This is a genomic window from Pedobacter sp. Leaf41, assembly GCF_001422545.1.
In the GTDB taxonomy this organism is placed as follows: Bacteria; Bacteroidota; Bacteroidia; order Sphingobacteriales; family Sphingobacteriaceae; genus Pedobacter.
In genome coordinates this window covers 283455-304361 of sequence record NZ_LMLE01000001.1, presented here as the reverse complement: position 1 = coordinate 304361, position 20907 = coordinate 283455, and the positions used below count along the sequence as shown (strand labels likewise).

The 20907-nt window shown below is 37.6% G+C and carries 23 protein-coding genes; 17 read left to right on the top strand and 6 right to left on the bottom strand.

Features of this window, described 5'->3' with window-relative positions; translation table 11 throughout:
• Nucleotides 1–18 precede the first annotated feature (18 nt).
• The 3 genes from ASE92_RS01410 to ASE92_RS01400 all read left to right on the top strand — a co-directional run bounded on the left by ASE92_RS01410 (nt 19) and on the right by ASE92_RS01400 (nt 2383).
• Nucleotides 19–573 carry an NUDIX hydrolase gene (locus ASE92_RS01410; RefSeq protein WP_056848329.1) on the top strand — a complete coding sequence of 185 codons (555 nt, stop codon included), beginning with the start codon at nt 19–21 and terminating at the stop codon, nt 571–573.
• A 566-nt stretch (nt 574–1139) separates the two neighbouring features.
• Nucleotides 1140–1601: an IS200/IS605 family transposase gene (tnpA, locus tag ASE92_RS01405; RefSeq protein ID WP_056848328.1), complete on the top strand. Its 462-nt coding sequence runs from the start codon at nt 1140–1142 to the stop codon at nt 1599–1601.
• Nucleotides 1602–1636: 35 nt separating this feature from the next.
• Nucleotides 1637–2383 (top strand): 1-acyl-sn-glycerol-3-phosphate acyltransferase, encoded by a 747-nt coding sequence (locus tag ASE92_RS01400; RefSeq protein ID WP_056848327.1) that lies wholly within the window; start codon nt 1637–1639, stop codon nt 2381–2383.
• Between the two features lie 24 nt (nt 2384–2407).
• Here the strand turns inward: ASE92_RS01400 and ASE92_RS01395 are convergent, their stop codons facing one another.
• Both ASE92_RS01395 and ASE92_RS01390 read right to left on the bottom strand, forming a co-directional pair.
• Complete coding sequence (locus ASE92_RS01395; RefSeq protein ID WP_056848326.1) at nt 2408–3157, bottom strand: LytTR family DNA-binding domain-containing protein; 750 nt, start codon at nt 3155–3157, stop codon at nt 2408–2410.
• A gap of 63 nt (nt 3158–3220) precedes the next feature.
• Entirely contained in the window at nt 3221–4030 is an 810-nt protein-coding gene (locus ASE92_RS01390; RefSeq protein WP_235527254.1) for a sensor histidine kinase, read from the bottom strand.
• Between the two features lie 487 nt (nt 4031–4517).
• Between ASE92_RS01390 and ASE92_RS21030 the strand changes: the two genes are divergently transcribed.
• From ASE92_RS21030 to ASE92_RS01375, 4 genes are all read left to right on the top strand, one after another.
• The gene (locus ASE92_RS21030; protein WP_157255605.1) at nt 4518–4688 is read left to right on the top strand and encodes a hypothetical protein; all 171 of its coding nucleotides are present in this window, start codon (nt 4518–4520) and stop codon (nt 4686–4688) included.
• Between the two features lie 4 nt (nt 4689–4692).
• Nucleotides 4693–5601, top strand: a complete 909-nt coding sequence (locus ASE92_RS01385; protein WP_056848324.1) for an ABC transporter ATP-binding protein — start codon at nt 4693–4695, stop codon at nt 5599–5601.
• A 1-nt stretch (nt 5602) separates the two neighbouring features.
• A complete protein-coding gene (locus ASE92_RS01380) occupies nt 5603–6400 on the top strand; it encodes an ABC transporter permease (protein ID WP_056848323.1) in 798 nt (265 codons plus the stop codon).
• Nucleotides 6401–6687: 287 nt separating this feature from the next.
• On the top strand, nt 6688–8256 hold the full coding sequence (locus ASE92_RS01375) for a M20/M25/M40 family metallo-hydrolase (RefSeq protein ID WP_056848322.1): 1569 nt from the start codon (nt 6688–6690) through the stop codon (nt 8254–8256).
• 100 nt (nt 8257–8356) lie between these two features.
• On the opposite strand, the gene ASE92_RS21655 is transcribed toward ASE92_RS01375, so the two are convergent.
• On the bottom strand, nt 8357–8587 hold the full coding sequence (locus ASE92_RS21655) for a response regulator transcription factor (protein ID WP_056848321.1): 231 nt from the start codon (nt 8585–8587) through the stop codon (nt 8357–8359).
• A gap of 286 nt (nt 8588–8873) precedes the next feature.
• Here ASE92_RS21655 and ASE92_RS01365 point away from each other — a divergent pair, with 286 nt between their 5' ends.
• The 9 genes from ASE92_RS01365 to ASE92_RS01325 all read left to right on the top strand — a co-directional run bounded on the left by ASE92_RS01365 (nt 8874) and on the right by ASE92_RS01325 (nt 15725).
• Complete coding sequence (locus ASE92_RS01365) at nt 8874–9260, top strand: hypothetical protein (RefSeq protein WP_056848320.1); 387 nt, start codon at nt 8874–8876, stop codon at nt 9258–9260.
• A gap of 3 nt (nt 9261–9263) precedes the next feature.
• Nucleotides 9264–9911 (top strand): hypothetical protein, encoded by a 648-nt coding sequence (locus ASE92_RS01360; RefSeq protein WP_157255604.1) that lies wholly within the window; start codon nt 9264–9266, stop codon nt 9909–9911.
• A 29-nt stretch (nt 9912–9940) separates the two neighbouring features.
• Nucleotides 9941–10669 carry a sensor histidine kinase gene (locus ASE92_RS01355; protein WP_162237736.1) on the top strand — a complete coding sequence of 243 codons (729 nt, stop codon included), beginning with the start codon at nt 9941–9943 and terminating at the stop codon, nt 10667–10669.
• A gap of 3 nt (nt 10670–10672) precedes the next feature.
• The gene (locus ASE92_RS01350) at nt 10673–11314 is read left to right on the top strand and encodes a response regulator transcription factor (RefSeq protein WP_056848317.1); all 642 of its coding nucleotides are present in this window, start codon (nt 10673–10675) and stop codon (nt 11312–11314) included.
• Between the two features lie 120 nt (nt 11315–11434).
• Complete coding sequence (locus tag ASE92_RS01345) at nt 11435–11812, top strand: BlaI/MecI/CopY family transcriptional regulator (protein WP_056848316.1); 378 nt, start codon at nt 11435–11437, stop codon at nt 11810–11812.
• A complete protein-coding gene (locus ASE92_RS01340; RefSeq protein WP_056848315.1) occupies nt 11809–13782 on the top strand; it encodes a M56 family metallopeptidase in 1974 nt (657 codons plus the stop codon). Before ASE92_RS01345 ends, ASE92_RS01340 begins: the two co-directional genes overlap by 4 nt.
• 14 nt (nt 13783–13796) lie before the next feature.
• Nucleotides 13797–14459 (top strand): TonB-dependent receptor plug domain-containing protein, encoded by a 663-nt coding sequence (locus ASE92_RS01335; protein ID WP_056848314.1) that lies wholly within the window; start codon nt 13797–13799, stop codon nt 14457–14459.
• A gap of 25 nt (nt 14460–14484) precedes the next feature.
• Entirely contained in the window at nt 14485–15204 is a 720-nt protein-coding gene (locus ASE92_RS21430) for an energy transducer TonB (protein WP_235527253.1), read from the top strand.
• 125 nt (nt 15205–15329) lie between these two features.
• Nucleotides 15330–15725: an energy transducer TonB gene (locus ASE92_RS01325; RefSeq protein WP_235527252.1), complete on the top strand. Its 396-nt coding sequence runs from the start codon at nt 15330–15332 to the stop codon at nt 15723–15725.
• A gap of 365 nt (nt 15726–16090) precedes the next feature.
• Here the strand turns inward: ASE92_RS01325 and ASE92_RS01320 are convergent, their stop codons facing one another.
• The 3 genes from ASE92_RS01320 to ASE92_RS01310 form a co-directional block, all read right to left on the bottom strand.
• A complete protein-coding gene (locus ASE92_RS01320) occupies nt 16091–16861 on the bottom strand; it encodes a succinate dehydrogenase/fumarate reductase iron-sulfur subunit (RefSeq protein ID WP_056848311.1) in 771 nt (256 codons plus the stop codon).
• A 118-nt stretch (nt 16862–16979) separates the two neighbouring features.
• A complete protein-coding gene (locus tag ASE92_RS01315; RefSeq protein WP_056848310.1) occupies nt 16980–18959 on the bottom strand; it encodes a fumarate reductase/succinate dehydrogenase flavoprotein subunit in 1980 nt (659 codons plus the stop codon).
• Between the two features lie 20 nt (nt 18960–18979).
• Nucleotides 18980–19660, bottom strand: coding sequence for a succinate dehydrogenase cytochrome b subunit (locus ASE92_RS01310; RefSeq protein WP_056848309.1), 681 nt, complete (start codon nt 19658–19660; stop codon nt 18980–18982).
• Nucleotides 19661–19972: 312 nt separating this feature from the next.
• Between ASE92_RS01310 and ASE92_RS01305 the strand changes: the two genes are divergently transcribed.
• Nucleotides 19973–20893, top strand: a complete 921-nt coding sequence (locus ASE92_RS01305; protein ID WP_056849238.1) for a hypothetical protein — start codon at nt 19973–19975, stop codon at nt 20891–20893.
• The last annotated feature ends 14 nt before the right edge of the window (nt 20894–20907 follow it).

Sequence of the window (20907 nt, the reverse complement as noted above, 5' to 3'; positions counted from 1 at the left end):
ATATTTGTAATTTGCGTAATGGAAGAACAAAACCCCTGGAAAACGCTGGAGAGTAACTTAAAATATGACAACAACTGGATTAGTGTCACCGAACATCAGGTGATCAATCCATCTGGTGGGAAAGGAATTTACGGTGAAGTACACTTTAAAAACTTAGCCATTGGTATCTTGCCGCTCGATGAAGATTACAACACCTGGTTGGTAGGCCAGTATCGCTTTCCGTTAAAAGCTTATAGCTGGGAGATTCCCGAAGGAGGGGGACCACTCGGCGAAGATCCATTAGAAAGTGCCAGAAGAGAACTGCTGGAAGAAACAGGCATGAGCGCAAGCAACTGGAAAGAAATTCAACGCATGCATTTGTCAAACTCAGTGAGCGATGAATTAAGCATCATTTATGTAGCTACCGGCTTGATTCAAGGCATTGCAATGCCAGAAGAAACCGAAGAACTAGTGGTTAAAAAAGTCCCGTTTGATGAGGCTTTCGAAATGGTGATGAAAAATGAAATTACGGATTCAATGAGCGTGGCGGCAATTTTAAAAGCGAAGCTGATGATTATGGAAAACCTGATTTGATGTTTATTTTATCATAAAATGTTCCTAACGGAACATGAAAAACCATTTTTTTTTCTACCGAGGAGATATCCCTACGGGATATTTGGGCGCTTAGAAAAAATGAAATTTATGCCTTGATTGAAGATAACTACCTGCGTAGTTAGGTGCTTTTGATGTTTTCTCAAAATGGATAATTCTTTTTTACCTCATGTTCCGTAGGAACATTTCCTCGGTAGAACAATTATGCACCATACATTTTCGTTCCGTAGGAACGTTTCATAAAAATAAACATCAAAATATTACCCCAAGCTATCATGAAATGTTCCTAACGGAACATGAAAAACCACGAATTCTTTCTACCAAGGAGATATCCCTACGGGATATTTGGGCGCTTAAAAAAATGAAAATTTATGCCTTGATTTTAATGATATATACCAAAACCGGATGTCACATGTTCCATAGGAACATCTCCTCGGTAGAAAATATGCACCATACATTTTCGTTCCGTAGGAACGTTTCATGAAAACAAACATCAAAATATTAACCCAAGCTATCATGAAAATTGGTTATATTCATTAAAAAATGATATGCCAAACACCTACACTCAAATACACATCCAATTTGTTTTTGCAGTGAAATACCGAGCGGCACTAATTGGGGCAGAATGGGAGGATAATTTGCAAAAATATATCACTGGAATCTTCCAAAACAATAACCATAAAATGATTCAGATCAATAACATGCCGGATCATATCCACATTTTGGTTGGGATACGTCCACATCAATCTATTTCGAGCTTAATTCAAAACGTCAAAACCGAAAGTTCAAAATGGATTAACGATCAAAATTTATCTAAATCTAAATTTTCATGGCAAGGGGGTTATGGGGCGTTCTCTTATTCAAAAAGCGAATTACCAAACGTCATTCAATATATCCACAATCAAAAAGAGCATCACAAAAAAGAAAGCTTTCTAAGCGAGTACGCTAAATTTTTAAAAGATTTCGAAATTGAGTTCGAGGACAAATACATCTTCAAGGAACCAGAATAATTTATATTATCTTTGTTGCTTTATTTTAAAACCAGATGAGCAAATTTTTCGGCTATATACTTACTCCAATATTTTACATTTTCTTTGGTTTAATGCTGTGCATTTTCCATCCCATTCAATGGATTTGCTATAAATTATTTGGCTATAAAGCGCACAAAACGTCGGTTGATATTTTAAATTTCTTCTTAACCTATTGCCAGATATTTTTATTTAATTCCATCAGTTTCAGGAATGAATATGATCTCCCAACCGATCGGCCAATCATATTTGCAGCTAACCATCAAAGCATGTACGATATCCCATCGTTGATTTGGTTTTTAAGAAAGTATAGTGCAAAATTTATCTCCAAAATCGAACTTACAAAAGGGATTCCATCTATCTCTATTAACTTACGCCTAGGGGGTGGAGCCAATATCAACAGAAAAGACAACAAACAAGCCATTTCCGAAATTATCAAACTTGGCCGTAGAATGAAAGAAAATAACTGGAGCACGGTTATTTTCCCTGAAGGTACCAGGGCTAAAGATGGGATGGTGAAGCAATTTCAATTCGGAGGAATCGCAACCATTTTGAAAGCAGTTCCAAACGCATTAGTAGTGCCAATAGCCATCGAAAACTCGTGGAAGATCGTTCGCTTCGGAATGTTTCCTTTAACTACCGGCCATGCCTTAAAATGGACGGTTTTGAAACCGATAGAACCAGGGCTAAAAACGCCAAACGAAATTACGCTGGAAGCCGAGACAGAAATCAGAAAAGTTTTGGGTCAGGAAATAACTTTATAAAAGAAGTTAGTTCGAGAGTGGCAATTAAATATTCTTGTTGCCAATAACCCTGAAAAATTCATCGCGATAAGTGTCTCCTACCGGAATTATTTTGGTGTTAATGGTAATCCTACTGCGCTCAATACTTTCAATTTTATCAACAGCCACAATGTACGATTTATGTACACGAATGAACTGACTCTGTGGTAACGCCTCTTCCATTTTCTTCATGCTTTGGAGCGTAATGATGCGTTCATCCCTGGTGAATATTGAAATGTAGTCTTTCAATCCTTCGATATACAAAATATCGTGAAGGTAGATTTTCTGAATTTTATGTTCTGTTTTTACAAAAATATAATCCTGAACGGGATTGGGTGGTGCAGAGAAAGCTGCCGGAGTAATAATTGGCTGTGCTACACTTGCGGGCGCTTCTACTGGCTTATGCTGTTTGTGAACCTTCTCTACTGCTTTGTAAAAGCGATCGAAAGCAATGGGTTTCAGCAAATAGTCAGAAACATTTAAATCGTAACTTTCCAAGGCGTACTGTGGGTATGCTGTAGTTAAAATATAATTGCATTTAGTTCCCGCGATTTTTAAAAACTGAATCCCCGTTAGCTCTGGCATTTGAATATCTAAAAACACCAGATCAATACCCCCACCCTGAACAACCTGCAATGCTTCAATTGGATTTTCGCATCGCTTCACCATCGTTAAAAACGGAACTTTGGAGATATAATCTTCCAAAATATCAAGCGCTAATGGCTCATCATCAACAACAATACAGTTTAAGTTCATTTTTAGGTTTAATTTTAATTCAACGATTCAAAAATGGTCAATTCTTCAAAGCCAGTTGGCAAATTAAATATCGATCATTAGTTCACAGGTGTAATGAGTAGCCGAATTTACAACATTTAATTTATATCTGTCTGGGTATACCAGCTGTAATCGTCTTTCTACGTTAGGCAAACCAATTCCACCTTGCGCATCCTTATTCTGCTGATTTTTCTTATTGATCACGCTAAAATGAAGAATCTTTTGGTTCGCAATAATGTTAATTTTAACCGGGTTTTCCGGATCGTTGACTACGCCATGTTTAAACGCATTCTCTACAAATGAAATCAACATCAGCGGTACTATTTTTTGATCGTCAATTTCCCCATTAAGGGTAAGTTCTATGAAAGCCCCATCTTTAAATCTTATTTTTTGCAGTTCTATATAGTTAGTTAAATAATCAACCTCCTTGCTTAAAGCTACCGTTGGGGTATTGCTTTCATAAATCATGTAACGCATAATCTCCGAAAGTTTCATAATCGCATCGGCTGTTTTATCCGATTTTTGATAAGCAAGCGAATAGATATTATTTAAGGAGTTGAAAAGAAAGTGCGGATTAAGCTGCGATTTAAGGAATTGCAATTCCATTTCCCGGCGTTCACTTTCCAGGTTACGTTGAATTCGTTCATTAGAAAACCAATCAGCAGCAAATTTAATGAGGCAACTTGAGACTAAAAAGAATCCACACAAAAACAATTGTGCGAAAAAGTATTGATCTGCCTGCAGTGTTTTCGGCTTTCCTTCCATGATGTAATCCATCATATCTTTAGGATTTAAAACCGCTACAACAGTTTTAATTAATGCCGCAGCGCCTAACAAAAGAACAAATGCCAACATGTAGAGAAAATATTTCTTCCTTTTTTTAATGAGCTGGGGAATAAGGATTAAATAGTTAATATAAAAGAGGGAAATATTTATTATACCAAATAGCACAAGGGAGAGTAAAAAATGTTTAACACTTTTTACCTGAGAATCAAAAAAGACATCTAACGCAATTATTAATATTATAAATGCCCAGAAAATTCCGTGAAGTATTAATGTTCCTTTGCTTTTTTTCATTTAATATACTTTGGAAGAGGAAGCAGCTGATTGCTAATCTTTCCGCATCCAAAATAAATAAACTTTCTTTTTAAACCGCACACAATCTACCAACAGGCATTTTTTTTCTACCAACAGGCAAACAGCCATATTTTATCGACAAACTCCAAATCTCATCGATAAACGCCAAAAATGCCTGTTTATCTAGAATCTTGAACACTTGGTATAATACATTTTAGCAAACAATTCGAATGCTGTTCCTTTGAATCATCAAAACGAAAACAAAATGAAAAAGTTAGTAAACACATCGCCATTTTTACTTTTATTAGTTCCAGTATTCATGATGATTATTTTAACGCTTACGGTAAATACAAATCAAAATGATGCTGAAGTTGTGGTAAAACCTACATCAAGCACTAATACGATCGCAAAACAAGTATCAGCGGTTTTCAAATAAGGTAATGAGTAATTATGCAATCGAAACTGTAGGCTTAAACTTTAGTTTTGGCAACCAAACCATTGTAAAAGATTTATCCTTACAAGTACCAAGAGGTAGTATTTATGGTTTTTTAGGCCCTAATGGCGCTGGTAAAACTACTACAATAAAAATCCTGCTTAATTTATTGAAATCGCCGGCAGATCAGGTTTTTATTTTTGGGAAAGAGATCAACAGTAATCGCATTGCCACACTTAAAAAAATTGGAGCCTTGGTAGAGCAACCCGCTATCTATGGCCATCTTTCTGGTAAAGAAAATTTAATTAATCGCTGCCTCCTGCTCAGGATTGCAAAAAGCAAAGTCGCCGAAATGCTGGCTTTAGTAGACCTAACCGATGCTGCAGATAAAAAGGCTGGTAAATATTCTTTAGGAATGAAACAACGTCTAGGCATTGCCCTGGCCTTGGTTTCAGACCCGGAATTACTACTGCTTGACGAACCAACCAATGGCTTAGATCCTAACGGTATTATCGAAATCAGAAACCTGATGATTGAATTAGCCACCAAACACAACAAAACTATTTTAGTATCTAGCCATTTATTGGCTGAGATTGAAAGAACTGCTACCCATGTAGGCATCATTAACAAAGGCCAATTATTATTCCAAGGCACCATTGAAGAGCTGCATCTGCTAAGCAAACCGATGGTCGAAATAGAAGTAGATCAAATTGAAAATGCAAGCGCTTTTTTGGTTACCAAAGGCTATGAAATCGCTTCCAAAACAGATAACAGAATAACCGTTCCTTTTTCTTCATCCGCTGATAGCGGAAAACTCAATACGCTACTCATCCAAAATGGATTCACAGTAAGCAGCCTCTCCAAGCAACGCAAAGATTTGGAAAACCTTTTTCTTGATATTACCAAAAACAACTAAAATGCGCTCCATCTACATTTCATTAGTTTCCGAGTTTTATAAATCCAGGAAAACACTCGCCTTTTGGGCCGCAATTTTACTTCCGGTTGTAATATGCAGCTTGGTAAGTTTTGGTTTTTATTCAGGTGCTGATAAAATTCTGAAATTGAACGCACCCGGTATGACGCTTTGGATAAGATACGCTGGTGCCACCCTGAACGTTATGGGCATACTGGTGATGCCTTTTTATGTAATGTTTATGGCTTTTTCGGTTAATAATATTGAGCACAAAAACGATACATGGAAAAGCCTTTTTGCCCAACCGTTAAACAAATTCTCTATCTATACCGCTAAATACCTATTTGCGGTTACGTTGATTTTTATTTGTCTGTTTCTATTTGCTACGCTAACCTATGGTTTCGGCCATTTATTGCAAGTTTTAGTTCCAAAATATACGTTTAGTCAATACAACCCATCCAACTTCCTCATTAACTCTTATAGCAAGTTATTTTTGTCATCCCTGGGCATTTTGTCCCTTCAATTTATCTTTAGCTTAATATGGGGCGATTTTCTTAAACCGATCGGCATCGGTTTCGTAGGTACTATTATGGGCATTGTAGCAGGAATGGTTAACTGGACATACGCCTATCTTATCCCGTACAGTCTGCCTGCCTTGGCTTTGCAAGTTACACAGGTAAAAAAAGGAAAAGATCCACTAGATTTTGAAATTTTCGCCAGAGAAATTTGGGTAAGTCTAATATATGCAGGAATATTATTTATTGCAGGTTACTTTATTGTAACCAGAAAAAGTATTAAATAAGATTTTTGAAAAGCAACAGCTGCATTTCATTTTAATGTTAGTCCTTCTTTACACTACAAGCACACTTCAAAAGTTTTGTGCTTAGGTGAAGCATATGCATCAAAACTTCTATTTGTTCTCAATTGGAATACGGGCTTTCCGTTTCAATAAGGTTTAGATTATTTTGGCTTTTACTATCAAGTTTGGCAACTGTTCTGCCGCAAAAACACTTTGTAAAAATGTCGGGAGATTCTAATTGTAGAAAAGCTAAAATGTAATTTAGCACTTAAACCAACCTACTTCTTGAAATGGTCAAAAGATTTACAATCACAGCAATGGCTTTTGGCCTTTGCTTTTCTGCGTTTGCGCAAGATGCACCAGATGCCGCGATAGTACAAAAAATACGTACAGCTGGCCTGGAGAATTCAAAAGTGATGGATATTGCCTTCAACTTAACTGATGTTTCCGGTCCACGTTTGTCTAACTCTCCCGGTTTAAAACGAGCGCAAGATTGGGCAGTAAAACAACTTACAGAGTGGGGTTTGAAAAATGCACATCTCGAAGCCTGGGGAACATTTGGCAAAGGCTGGCAAGTAGATAAATATTACGCTGCAACCACCGCTCCATTTTATCACCCGATTATTGCCTCTCCAAAAGCATGGACACCAGGAACCAATGGGCCAATAAAATCCGAAGTAGTTTTAATTAAAGCAGATAGTGTTGCCGATTTAGTGAAATATAAAGGTAAACTCGCGGGCAAAATTGTAATGATGGATCAAGGCGCTCCACTTGCGAGCGGATTGAAGCCAGATTTTTCACGCTATGCTGATTCTACGCTGGCGCAGATGGCAGCGGCAAAACCTGCAGCTGGCGCACCTCGTCAACGTGCTGCCACCGGGCCAATGGCCGATCGTATGGCGCAAATGATGAAAATGCGTGAAGCGCGTGCCGCCATGAGCGCCATGTTAGTCGAAGAAAAAGTGGCTTTGATCTTAACTTATGCCCGCGGCGGACAAGGAACTTTCTTCACCAGCAATGGTGCCTCTTATGCGTTAGATGCTAAACCAGTTTCGCCTGAACTTGAAGTTGCTGCTGAAGATTTCTTACATATTTTACGTTTGCTTCGTGCTGGCAAACTAGTAGAGATAGAGGCTGACATCAAAACTTCATTTTATGCTCAAGACCCTCAGGGATACAACGTAATAGCCGAAATTCCGGGAACCGATAAAAAATTAAAGGATGAAGTAATTATGATTGGAGGCCACTTCGATTCGTGGCATGCTGCAACTGGCGCTACCGATAATGCAGCTGGTTCTGCCGTAATGATGGAAGCTATGCGCATTTTAAAAGCCATTGATTTTAAACCTAAGCGCACCATCCGCATCGCACTTTGGAGTTCTGAAGAGCAAGGACTATTTGGTTCAAGAGGTTATGTAGCCAAACATTTTGGCGATCCGAAAACGATGGTTTTAACACCAGATCAAAAGAAAATTTCAGCATATTATAATTTAGATAACGGAACAGGCAAAATTCGCGGCATTTATTTACAAGGAAACGCAGCGGCCGGCCCTATATTCCAAAGTTGGCTAAGTCCGTTTAATGATCTTGGGGCTACAACGGTAACGATTAACAACACTGGAGGAACCGATCACCAGGCCTTTGATGCAGTAGGCATTCCGGGTTTCCAATTTATACAAGACCCAGCCGACTACAACACCCGTACGCACCACAGCAACATGGATACTTATGATAGATTGGTGGAAGATGATTTGAAACAATCAGCAACTATTGTCGCTTCTTTCGTTTACAATACCTCCCAGCGTGATGCACAAATTCCAAGAAAGGAATTACCAGCAGCACAAGCCGCAAGACCATAATTAATTTAAAAATGCAAAAGCCTGCTAAGTTGACCATAAAGTCAAACGGCAGGCTTTGCTTTTTAGAGAGAGGGTGCGTTAAATATGTATATTTTAATCTTTAGTAAGATAATATCCGCTGCTTAAATGCCCACACAATAAGCTGATACGAGTTTCGTAGATCTAGCTTTCTAACCATGTTCCGCCTGTGTGTATTTACGGTATGCTCGCTAATAAAAAGCATATCGCCTATTTCTTTGCTGTTATAACCTTTTGATAATAGCTTTACTATTTCAATTTCCCTTTCCGTTATCAAGTTATTACTTTCTTGAAGATGGATGTTGTTTGTCATTGTAAATTAAATTGTAGGGTGATCATTAGCTCATCACAAAGAAGACTCCTGCTTACCCCGCAAAAAATCGGGATCTTTTTATTATGGGATAAACAACTTTGGGATGTGCAACACTAAATTTTCATTCTTTATTGCATTTCAAAAGTATGTCGACGTACCTATATATGAGTAGTATGTTTTACCCTAAATCAAAAGGTGTTTTTACGGTATTAAAATTCATAGTGGCTATTGTCAGAAACTATCTAAATAACGAATTTAGAAGACCAAAATCAAACCTACTTTACTAATGAGCAAAAATTCGAATTTTCAACCTATTGATAAGAAGGTTGCACAAGAAATGGTTAACGCATATACCGAACAGGCCAGCAAAGATCCAAAATCTTATACCAAAGCAATCTGGTTTCCTGCAGCACAAATCTTAGAAATGGCCAAAACAATTGCAGATGGAAAACACGATGGTTTGCGAATTTATAATGCTCAATACACAGCCAACTCCATAGAAGGATTGCCAAAAGAATATGAAGGAAGAAACACGGTATTACTAGTGCCAACCTTTGCTGCTGGCTACAGCAACCCAATTGGCGACTTAACCGAAGAACATGAAGATGATTTGGAAGACATTGAAAACAGAGGGGAACTTTGTCCTAGCGTATGCCAGGGAACCGGACTTTAAAGAATGAATTTTACATCACCGATAGTTATAGCCGAAATAATGTGCCTTATAGGCGCAGTTATATTTTTAAGGAATGATAAAAGCATTTTTTGGAAATTAAATATTGCCTATCTTCTGCTGGCGTTATTAACGGAAGCTGCAGGAAGTTATATGTCCTCTAAAAGAGAAAACAATCTTTGGTTATTTAACTCCTTTGTATTTTTCGAAATTAGCTTCATTTTTATTGGCATCTGGCATTGCCTGAAAAATTATTTAATCCCTAAGCCTATTATATATGTAGGGTTAGGGATCGTCTATTCGATTTATTTTGGGTTTATTGCCAAAGATTCGATTATGGTGTTTAACTCGACTGCTGTAACAGTAATGTCGGTAGTTTTTAGCCTCTACTGCCTTTATTATTATTATCTCCTGTTAAATGACGAAAAATTTATTGAAATCAAATATCATTCAGAATTTTGGTGGATAACAGGTGTATTGTTTTATTATTTCGGTGGAACGGTTTGTAATTTGTTAAGTGATGTATTTGATGTTCGTTTCGGCAAAAGTTTAACCCTCAGGTACGCTATTACCATAGCATTGAATTTCATTTTATATAGCGTTTGGACCTATTCTTACTTATGCAGAGCGAAACAACAAAAATTGCAATCTTAGTTGTTCTTGCAACTTTGATTTTCTTACTAATGCCTGTTTTTTTGATTATGTACATCCGTTCGTATAATCGGCATAAGAAAAACCACATTTTAGAGAAACAACATATGCAACAGCAGTTTGAGGCAGAGATGCTTCAAGCCAGAATTGAAGTGCAAGATAATACCATGCAAGCTATTGCAACAGAACTGCATGATAATGTAGGACAATTATTAAGTTTAACCACATTGACCCTAAATTCAATTAATCTTGATCATAGCGACAAAGCCACTGTCAAAATAGAAAATTCCTTATCTCTGGTCAACAAATCTATCAAAGAGTTAAGAGAACTTGCCAAACTTTTACATGGTGAGCAAATAGTAGAAAACGGTTTAGGCAATGCTTTGCAACAAGAAATAAACTGGCTGGAAAAAACAGGCAGTTACGAATTGCAGGTGAGCAATCAACTTCATAATCTGCAGGAAAACTCCCCAGATAAAGACTTAATTATTTTACGCTTGCTACAGGAAATCATCAACAACATCATCAAACATGCAAACGCTACTTCAATCAGTTTTAATGCATACTATGAGGATAAAAAATTATATTTAAACGTTGAAGAAAATGGAGTAGGTTTCAATTATGAAAAGGCTAAAGCAAATAAAGCAGGTTTGGGATTAAGTTCCATTTCAAAGCGCATCGAAATGATAAATGGTAAATTGGCTTTAAATTCAATTCCTAATAAAGGCACTAACATCCTAATCGAAATCCCATATCCCTAAATCATGTTACTTCAACCCATATCCATTGCCATAGTTGATGATCATACCCTATTCCGTTCTGGATTAGCCAGCTTATTAGACGAATTCGACGAAATTAAGGTGGTATTTGAAGGCAAAAATGGCCAGGATTTACAACATAAAATTGTAAATCATCCAGATGTTCAACTGCTATTAATGGATATTAATATGCCAGTAATGGATGGATTTGCAGCCACCAAGTGGATGAAGGAGCACCACCCCAATGTAAATGTATTAGCATTGAGCATGCTTGAAGATGAAAAAGCCATTATTGAAATGCTGAGAGCTGGCGCAAGCGGCTATATGCTTAAAGAGTCTACACCTAACGACCTTCTCTTGGCCATTAAAGCTGTTGTTGAAAAAGGGTTTTACATCAACGACCTGGTGTCGGGCAGGCTTTTGGTTGCTTTAAAAAATGGCGATTCAGGCCCAATTTTCAGCACAAGGGAACTTGCATTTTTGCAGCATTGCAGTACCGAACACACCTACAAAGAAATTGCCGACATGATGAATGTAAGCCCACGAACTGTTGACAATTACCGGGAATCATTATTTGCCAAACTCAATATCCGATCTCGTACAGGATTGGTGGTTTATGCGATCAAGAATAACCTAATTACCATATAATCAGCACCGCTGAAAATCTTTACCAATTAAAAACTTGATAAATAATTTGCATAACTAAATAATTAGTTTTAACTTTAGTTAAGGCTTTTGCCTAAAGCTTATCTCTATTTATTAAATACTATGGAAATTAAAGATCTAACCAAAGCAGAAGAACAGCTTATGCAGGTATTGTGGCAGTTGGAAAAAGCATTTGTGAAAGAGGTTATCGATGAACTTCCCTTGCCAAAACCCGCTTACAATACAGTTTCAACAATTATTAGAATTTTAGAGACAAAAGGTTTTATTGGCCATGAGGCCTTTGGAAAAGCCCATCAATATTTCCCGATCATCAGCAAAGAAGAATACAAACGCCACGCCACCGAAAAGTTACTCGGCAATTATTTCGAAAATTCAGTAGAAAGTATGTTTTCTTTCTTCGTGAAAGAAGAGAAGTTAGATTTAAGTGATGTTGATGAAATTTTAAAAATGATTGATAAAATTAAACATAAGCCAAAATGAGTTTTGCCCATTACCTCCTTCAGGTAAACTTATACTTAATTGTTTTTTATGGCTTTTATAAATTACTTTTAGATAAGGAAACCTACTTTTTACTCAACCGCGTTTACCTGGTAAGTGCTGGTGTATTATCATTATCTATTCCATTTATCCGACTGGAATGGCTTACTGAGCAAAAGGCGGCACAGCAGGTTTATACATCTGTAAATTGGGAAGCCGTATTGGAAAAAGCTACTATTGTAGGCGATAGTAGCAATGGCTTTAATTGGGGTTATGCGTTTGTGTATATCTATTGTGCAGGCATAATCTTCTGCTTAGGCAAGCTTGCTTACAATTTACTCTCAGTACAGAAACTGATAAAAAATGCGAAATCGGGTTCTGCCTTTTCTTTTTTTAGTAAGAAAGTCGTTGATCAGGATTTGCCGCTAATGGCAGTGATTGACGTACACGAAGAAGCCCATATTAAACAATGGCATACCGCAGATATTTTGTTTTTTGAGATTATAGGAGTTTTTACCTGGATAAATCCAATCATTTATTTCTACAAAAAATCCATTAAAAATATTCACGAATTTTTAGCAGATGAGCATGCTGCGGCATTTCAAGGTGATAAAGCTGAATATGCGATGCTTATCTTAAGTCAGTCGTTCGGAATTTCTCCCAATCGCCTTACCAATGGTTTCTTTGATCAATCACTCATCAAGAAACGGATCTTTATGTTGCAAAAAGAAAGATCAAAGAAAATAGCCATTTTGAAGTATGGCTTCTTTATTCCGCTTTTTGCAATTCTCATTATTTTCTCCTCAGCAACGGTAAGAAAAAATGAAAAGCTGATTTCAATTACCAATCAAATACCACTGGACAAACCTATTGAAATGGTTCAGGAAATAATTATTCCTGAGCCAGCATTTGCGCCAGAAAAGTTATCTACCACTGAGATCATTCCTACAGCAGAAAAAGTAGCCGGAAATTGGAACAACTTTTATACTTTCATGGCCAGATCAATAAAATATCCATCCGAAGCTCAGAAAAACAACCTTCAGGGCAATACTCAGATAAAATTCACCCTTCAAAACAATAAGGTAACAAACGTAAGCAGTGTTTTGAGTTTGGGCGACGGCTGCGATGAGGAAGTGATGAAAGCCATATTGTCGTACAGAAAATTTGAAAATCTGCTTAATGGTAAATACACGTTGAAAGTAGGTTTCACGCTTTCCGGAAATAAGACCCCGCTTAAAAATAAGGAGACGATTAAAGTGGCTAATTACCAAAAACTTTCTGATATTAATATCATTGGCTATTCTTCACCTGTAGAAAGTGGCAGTGAGGAGGATAAGTTAGACAAGGTTTTTGACTTCGTTTCAATAGAGAAACAGCCGGAGTTTCCTGGGGGGATATCAAAGTTTTATGAATATTTAAGCAAGACCATAAAGTATCCAAAACTAGCACAAGAAAATAATGTGCAGGGAAAAGTTTTTCTATCCTTTATCGTTGAAAAAGATGGCTCGCTTAGCGATGCTTTGATAACCCGCGGCCTGGGTAGCGGACTGGATGAGGAGGCGTTAAGGGTAATAAATGGTTCGCCCAAATGGAATCCCGGAATAACGGATGGTAAACCCGTTAGGGTAAAATACAACATCAACGTGAATTTCACACTAAATGTTGATGATGAGGTGAAGAAAGCAACTCGGATTAAAGGCCTTTCTACGAGCAACGTTTTTAACAACTCGAAATTTGATGGTGTTGTGGTACTAAATGGAAAAGTGAGCCAAAATGGATTTGATTTTACCAAGATTGATAGTCGCGATATTCAATCCGTTTCGGTACTAAAAGATGCTGCAGCAACAAGTTTATACGGAGATAAGGGGAAAAACGGCGTGCTCATCATTACCACAAAAAATAACGATTTTAGAAAAGCAAGTTACACGGAACTTAAGTTAGATACCAACACACCTACTCTTAAAATAAGATAATTAAGATCAACAATATGAAAAGAATATTAACGATTGTTATAGCGCTGGGTTTGGCCTATAGTGTAAAGGCACAAACGAAACCAGATAGCACCAAAACACCGAGCATTACTTTACGTGGTACAGCTACATCTGTTGCGGAGCCCCTTATTGTAATTGACGGAAATAAGCAATACCTACGAGGAACGGCATCGATGGCTGGTGTGGATCCCAACAATATCGAATCGATAAACATTTTGAAAGATGCTGCATCAACCACTAAATATGGCCCTGACGGATTTGCGGGTGTTATTGAAATTAAAACTAAAAACGGTTTAGCAGGAATTTATAATAAGAACATAGATTCAAATAGCGTCGGCCTTCAGGGCAAAATGACCGGACTAAGTTTTCGCCCGAATGCTACAGGTGTGATCCGAAATTACAAGACAAAAGATTCTGACCACAAAGTGATTATCAGAAATCTCCTGCAAAAAGATTCCGATCCAAAAGCTAATCCAATTTATATAGTTGATGGAAAGCAAGTAGATAATATAGAAACGCTTGATCCAAATACAATTGAATCAATTAATGTACTGAAAGATGTTGCTGCTAGAAAATCACAGTATGGTGAATCAGGCGCAAATGGAGTAGTTATTATTACTACAAAAGTTCCTAAAAAAGAATCTCAAAAGAAAAACTAAATAAAAAACTTAATACTATTTAACCATGAGAAAGCTAATGATTTTAGCCCTAACGGGCATTGCCATGCTTACCAATTCGGTAAAAGCACAAAAAATTTACGATTTCGTATCAGTAGAAAAGCAGCCAGTTTACCCCGGTGGAATTGTTAAATTCTATCAGTACATGAAAAATGAAATTAAATATCCTGAAGTTGCGAAGAATAATAAGATACAGGGAAAGGTATTTTTAAGCTTTACAGTTGAAAAAAATGGCAAGCTAACTGATGTAGTTATAACAAGGAGTTTATCGAAAGAAACCGATGTGGAAGCCATCAGGGTAATCAAAAACTCTCCAAGTTGGGAACCAGGACTGCTAAACGGGAAACCTGTAAGGGTCAAATACAATATCAATGTTAATTTCTACCTATCACAAAGTGGCGCCGATAAAAAAACAATGATTAAATCAGGCTTAACACCTGAATTTCCTGGGGGAACAGAGAAGCTTTATAGCTATTTGGCTAAAAACATTAAATACCCAAAAGAAGCTCAGAAAAATAATGTCCAAGGAAAAGTTTTTCTTGAATTTAATGTAGAAAAAAATGGAACCTTAACAGATATTGTTGTAACCAGAGGGCTATCCAAAGAAACTGATGCAGAAGCTTTGAGGGTAATGAAAGCTGCACCAAGGTGGAATCCGGCAATTGGCACAGATGGCCATCCTGTAAAAACTAAATACCGTATGACAGTGAATTTCACTTTGTCTTAACATTTTATGACGCTCTCAACATCGCAAAGTCTTAATTTCAATATTAAGATTTTGCGATTTCACTGTACAATTCAAAGCGCATTGTATATTTGAGAATGATAACTCAGCTCTTTAAATTTAGTATTTTGTCAATAGCGCTACTATTCGCTTTAGAAAGCAAGATCAAGGCACAAGAAGTGATGATTCCGGTAGACTCCATCAAAAATTTCGATTTTAATTCTATAGAAAAGCCACCAGAATACCCTGGAGGATTACAAAAGTTCTATCAATATTTAGGCAGAAATACTAAATACCCAAAGCAAGCTTGGAAAGATAGAATAGGCGGAGCTGTAACGCTATCATTTGTTGTGGAGAGAAGTGGAGATTTAACGGAAGTAATGGTAGTTAGCGGCTTGAGGAAAGATATTGACGAAGAAGCGATAAGAGTGGTAAGCAAATCGCCAAAATGGAATCCAGGAATACAAGATGGTAAACCAGTTAGGGTGAAATACAATATCAAGGTTAACTTTTCGCCCAATTAAGCACTACACTTAACCACAAAACCCCAGCTAATAATAGTCGGGGTTTTATGTTTTCTCTCCTGTCTCGGAACACTAAATTTATAAAATATTTAATGTATATACAAATAATACAAAATAAAATTTCTAATTAGATATTTTTTTAATATGCTAACATAGAATATTTGCAACTTTCGCAAACTTTTATTTTGATGATAACATCCCTTTTAAGAAGTCGTCTCTTGAAATCTTTTATTTGCGCACCGCAGCATACCAAAAATAATCGAGTCTGATCAACTTTTATCTTGGCAAGATTTACAAAATAAAAAAGCCCCCATAAATATGGAGGCTCGAGAATTCGGTAACTAAACCGAACGCACAGTATAATTTTAAACCGTTTCTTCTGAAACAAACTTTGCAGATGCAAAATCACGATTCATTAAAGCGATATTTTCTAAAGAGATTCCTTTAGGGCATTCTGCTTCACATGCACCTGTATTGGTACAATTACCGAAACCTTCAGCATCCATTTGCGCTACCATGCTTTGCACACGACGATAACGTTCTGGCTGGCCTTGTGGCAATAACGCCAGCTGAGAAATTTTCGCAGAAACGAACAACATTGCCGAAGCATTTTTACATGTAGCCACACAAGCGCCGCAACCTATACAAGCTGCCGCTTCGAAAGCAGCATCTGCTTTCATTTTAGGAATTGGCAGGTTATTAGCATCTTGTGCGTTTCCTGTGTTTACAGAAATAAAACCACCAGCCGCAATCACTCTATCAAATGCAGAGCGATCTACAGTCAAATCTTTTACCACTGGAAAAGCTGCTGCTCTCCAAGGCTCCACAACTATAGTATCACCATCTTTGAATGAACGCATGTGCAATTGACAGGTGGTAACCAAGTCTTTCGGACCATGCGGACGACCGTTGATGAACATCGAACACATTCCGCAGATACCCTCACGGCAATCATGGTCGAATACCACCGGCTCTTCACCTTTAGTAATCAGATCTTCGTTTAACACATCGAACATCTCCAAGAAAGACATATCCGGAGAAATACCAGACAATTTATAATCTACCAAAGCACCTTTGGTTTTGTTATTTTTCTGACGCCAAACTTTTAGCGTTAAGTTCATATTTCCTGTACTCATGATATTGAGATTTTGGACATTAGATTTGAGATGTGAGACTTGAGATGTGAGACCTGAGCATCGGCAACTACCGTATCTCATATCTCCTATCTAGTTTCTCATATCTACCCTCTCACATCTATTTATAACTTCTTTGTGCTACTTTAATATTTTCAAACTTCAATTCTTCTTTATGAAGTTCAAAGTTTACACCTTCTTTAAATTCCCAGGCTGCCACGTAAGCAAAGTTTTCATCGTCACGTAAAGCCTCGCCTTCTTCTGTTTGATACTCTTCACGGAAGTGACCACCACAACTTTCGTTACGGTTTAAAGCATCAATACACATTAGTTCGCCCAATTCGATGAAATCAGCAACACGGCCGGCTTTCTCTAACTCCGGATTTAATTCTTCTACTACACCAGGTACACGAACATTACTCCAGAATTCAGCACGTAAAGCTCTGATTTCCTCAATAGCTTCTTTCAGGCCTTTTTCATTACGAGCCATACCACATTTTTCCCACATGATGTGGCCCAAACGTTTGTGGAAATGATCTACAGATTTGGTGCCTTTAATGTTGATTAGCTTGTTGAGAATTCCTTTCGCTCGCTCTTCTGCTTCTACGAATGCAGGGTGATCTGTAGGGATAGCTTTTACAGAAATCTCCTTAGATAAGTAAGCACCAATAGTGTAAGGAAGCACGAAATATCCATCAGCCAAACCTTGCATTAAAGCAGAAGCACCTAAACGGTTCGCACCATGATCGGAGAAATTAGCCTCACCAGTACAATATAAACCAGGTACAGAAGTCATTAAGTTATAATCAACCCAAAGGCCGCCCATTGTGTAGTGAACTGCTGGATAGATACGCATTGGCGTTTCGTAAGGATTCTCACCGGTAATCTGAGCATACATATCAAATAAATTTCCGTATTTCTCTTTGATTACCGCGGTTCCCAAACGCATACAGGTTTCTTTATCAGGATTATGAATACCTGATTTAGAAGCCTCGATTCTACCGTAGCGTTCAGTATTTGCTTTAAAATCTAAATAAACCGCCAATTTTGAAGCACCTACACCGTAACCAGCATCACAACGCTCTTTTGCTGCCCTAGAGGCCACATCACGAGGCACAAGGTTACCAAAAGCTGGGTAACGACGCTCTAAATAATAATCTCTTTCATCTTCAGGAATTTCTGAAGCTTTACGGTTATCATCTTTCTTTTTAGGAACCCAGATACGTCCATCATTACGTAATGATTCAGACATCAGGGTTAATTTCGATTGGTGATCACCAGAAACCGGAATACAGGTTGGGTGAATTTGGGTATAACACGGATTGGCGAAGTAAGCACCTTGTTTATGTGCTTTCCATGCTGCCGTAACGTTACTGCCCATTGCGTTTGTAGAAAGGTAAAATACGTTACCGTAACCACCAGTTCCTAAAACAACCGCATGACCAAAGTGACGCTCAATTTCTCCAGTGATTAGGTTACGGGCAATAATACCACGAGCCTTGCCATCAATTTTAACAACCTCAAGCATTTCATGGCGGGTGTACATTTCTACTTTACCCATACCAATCTGGCGTTCTAAAGCAGAATAAGCACCTAATAACAATTGCTGACCAGTTTGACCAGCTGCATAAAATGTACGTTGAACTTGCGTACCACCGAATGAACGGTTATCTAACAAACCACCGTATTCGCGAGCTAAGGGAACACCCTGAGCCACACATTGATCTATAATGTTAGCACTTACCTCAGCCAAGCGATGCACATTCGCTTCGCGGGCTCTGTAATCGCCACCTTTAATTGTATCATAAAATAAACGATAAGTACTATCGCCATCATTCTGGTAATTTTTTGCTGCATTAATACCACCCTGAGCCGCAATCGAGTGCGCTCTACGTGGTGAATCCTGAAAGCAAAAACACTTTACCTTGTAACCCATTTCAGCTAAAGTTGCAGCTGCAGAAGCACCTGCTAAACCAGAACCTACAATAATTACTTCAATAGTTCTTTTGTTCGATGGGTTAACCAAAGGCACAGAAGACTTATACTTGGTCCATTTGGAGGTTAATTCGCCTTCTGGAATATTTGAATTAATATCTGACATATCTCTTTTGTGCTAAAAACTTAATCAATTAAATGAGTATATACGGCAATCGGCATCAAAGCGAAAACAAGCGATATAATAATCGAATACCAAACACTTGTGCTTTTAATAATGCCATTGTATTTTGAATGATTCCATCCCATAGTTTGAAATGCCGAAGCAAAACCATGAAGCAAGTGATAGCACAACGAAATCATTAACAAAACATAGGCAACTACACGTACAGGATCCTGGAATTTCTCTCTCATTACCGCATAAAGATCTTCGTGACCGTTAGCATCTACCGTTGGAATACCGGTAAAGCGAGAAACCACCCAGAAATCTTTAAGGTGAATTACAAGGAAAATCAATAACAAAGTACCTAGCAAGCCCATAGAGCGGCTATACCACTTACTGTTGGCGCTTCCATTATAAACAGCATAGTTTTCTGGTCTTGCTTTTCTGTTTTGAATAGTCAAGTTTACCGCCTGGTAAATGTGAACCAGTAAACCTATAAACAATATGTACTCCCCAGCTCTGATAATCCAGTTTGTCGCCATAAAATGGGCTCCAATATTGAAAGTCAAACCATTATCGTCAAGAAATATCAACGAATTAATACCAGCATGTACAATTAAAAAGAGTATCAGGAATATTCCTGTAACACCCATAACGTATTTTCTTCCTATTGATGAAGAAAGCGCATTTCCGAAACCACTCATTTGATTAGGATTTATATCTAAATTTCTTGCAAAAGTATCTAATTATGAGTTTAATTTATAAACGATTATGACAAAACGCCGATAAAACATTTATTTAGAAACATTCTAAAAGCATTGTAGATTTTTCTTCGGAAATTCAATCACCACTATACTCACATCATTATTGGATAAGCAAAATTAATCCATCTTATAATTTCACAAAAGCTACAGCAAATAATCAAATCATCATTCTAAAGAAATGTTAATGATTTTCTATCGAGAATCATTTTTTACAGCTAGATTCTTATATTCATTCATAAAATGTTTTTTTTTATGAAACGTAACGCCATCTTGTTAGCTCCAATTTCTTTGATTTTATTTTCATGCGGAAGCATGAGGAAGCAAACGACGAATCCTCAGGCATTTAAATACAATTATTGTACTCCTACGCGTCCATACATTAATTCCACTGGATTTTTCGAGGAAAAAACGGCAACTGATCTATCTGCCATAGATGCACTTTCTAAACACGATCAATTGCTGTGTCATTTGCTTGGCTTAAGTAATGAGATCAATGCGCTTTCACGCCTGAAAAAAGAAGGGACAAATAATGCCGATTATTTGAAGTTAAAACAAAAAATAAATAGCCGTATTGGTTTAGCGCAAGCACAACTAACTGCGGTTGCCGCAGAACTTGATTGTGAAGGCGAACGATCTGATATGGCTGCAGACTATCTGGATGGACTAAACAGCAAACGAAATCGGCAGCTCACAGTCGGTTCGGTGGTTATAGGCGCCCTAACTACGGTTGTAAGTGCAGTAGCAAAGAATAATACGCAAACTATCGTGGGCATAAGTGGTGGCTTGGTTAGCGCTGGTCTTGGCGCAATGACTATTAATCCCAAGGGGAAAAAGGTGGAGTTTTACCATGAACATAACCTTTTAAGAACGATTTGGCGGGATGGAGAAAAAAATACCGATTACCCGGAATTTGTATGGAAGATGCTCAATGAAAAGCAATTCAGCTCAAGCGGTAACGTGACTTTGATTAATAGTATTAAAAACCGCTGGCTAAAGTTCGAGTTTAACGGGGGCGTAGATATCGATGAAGAAAAATTGCTGTTTGGGGATGGTGGGCTCTACGGAGCTGATGACTTACATACCCGTTCTGCAATGATTAACCAATTGCAATCTACCATAAGATCAATTCATCAGGATTTTATCAGCCTAATGAGTTTGGTCGATTCGATATAAAAACAATAAGAAAA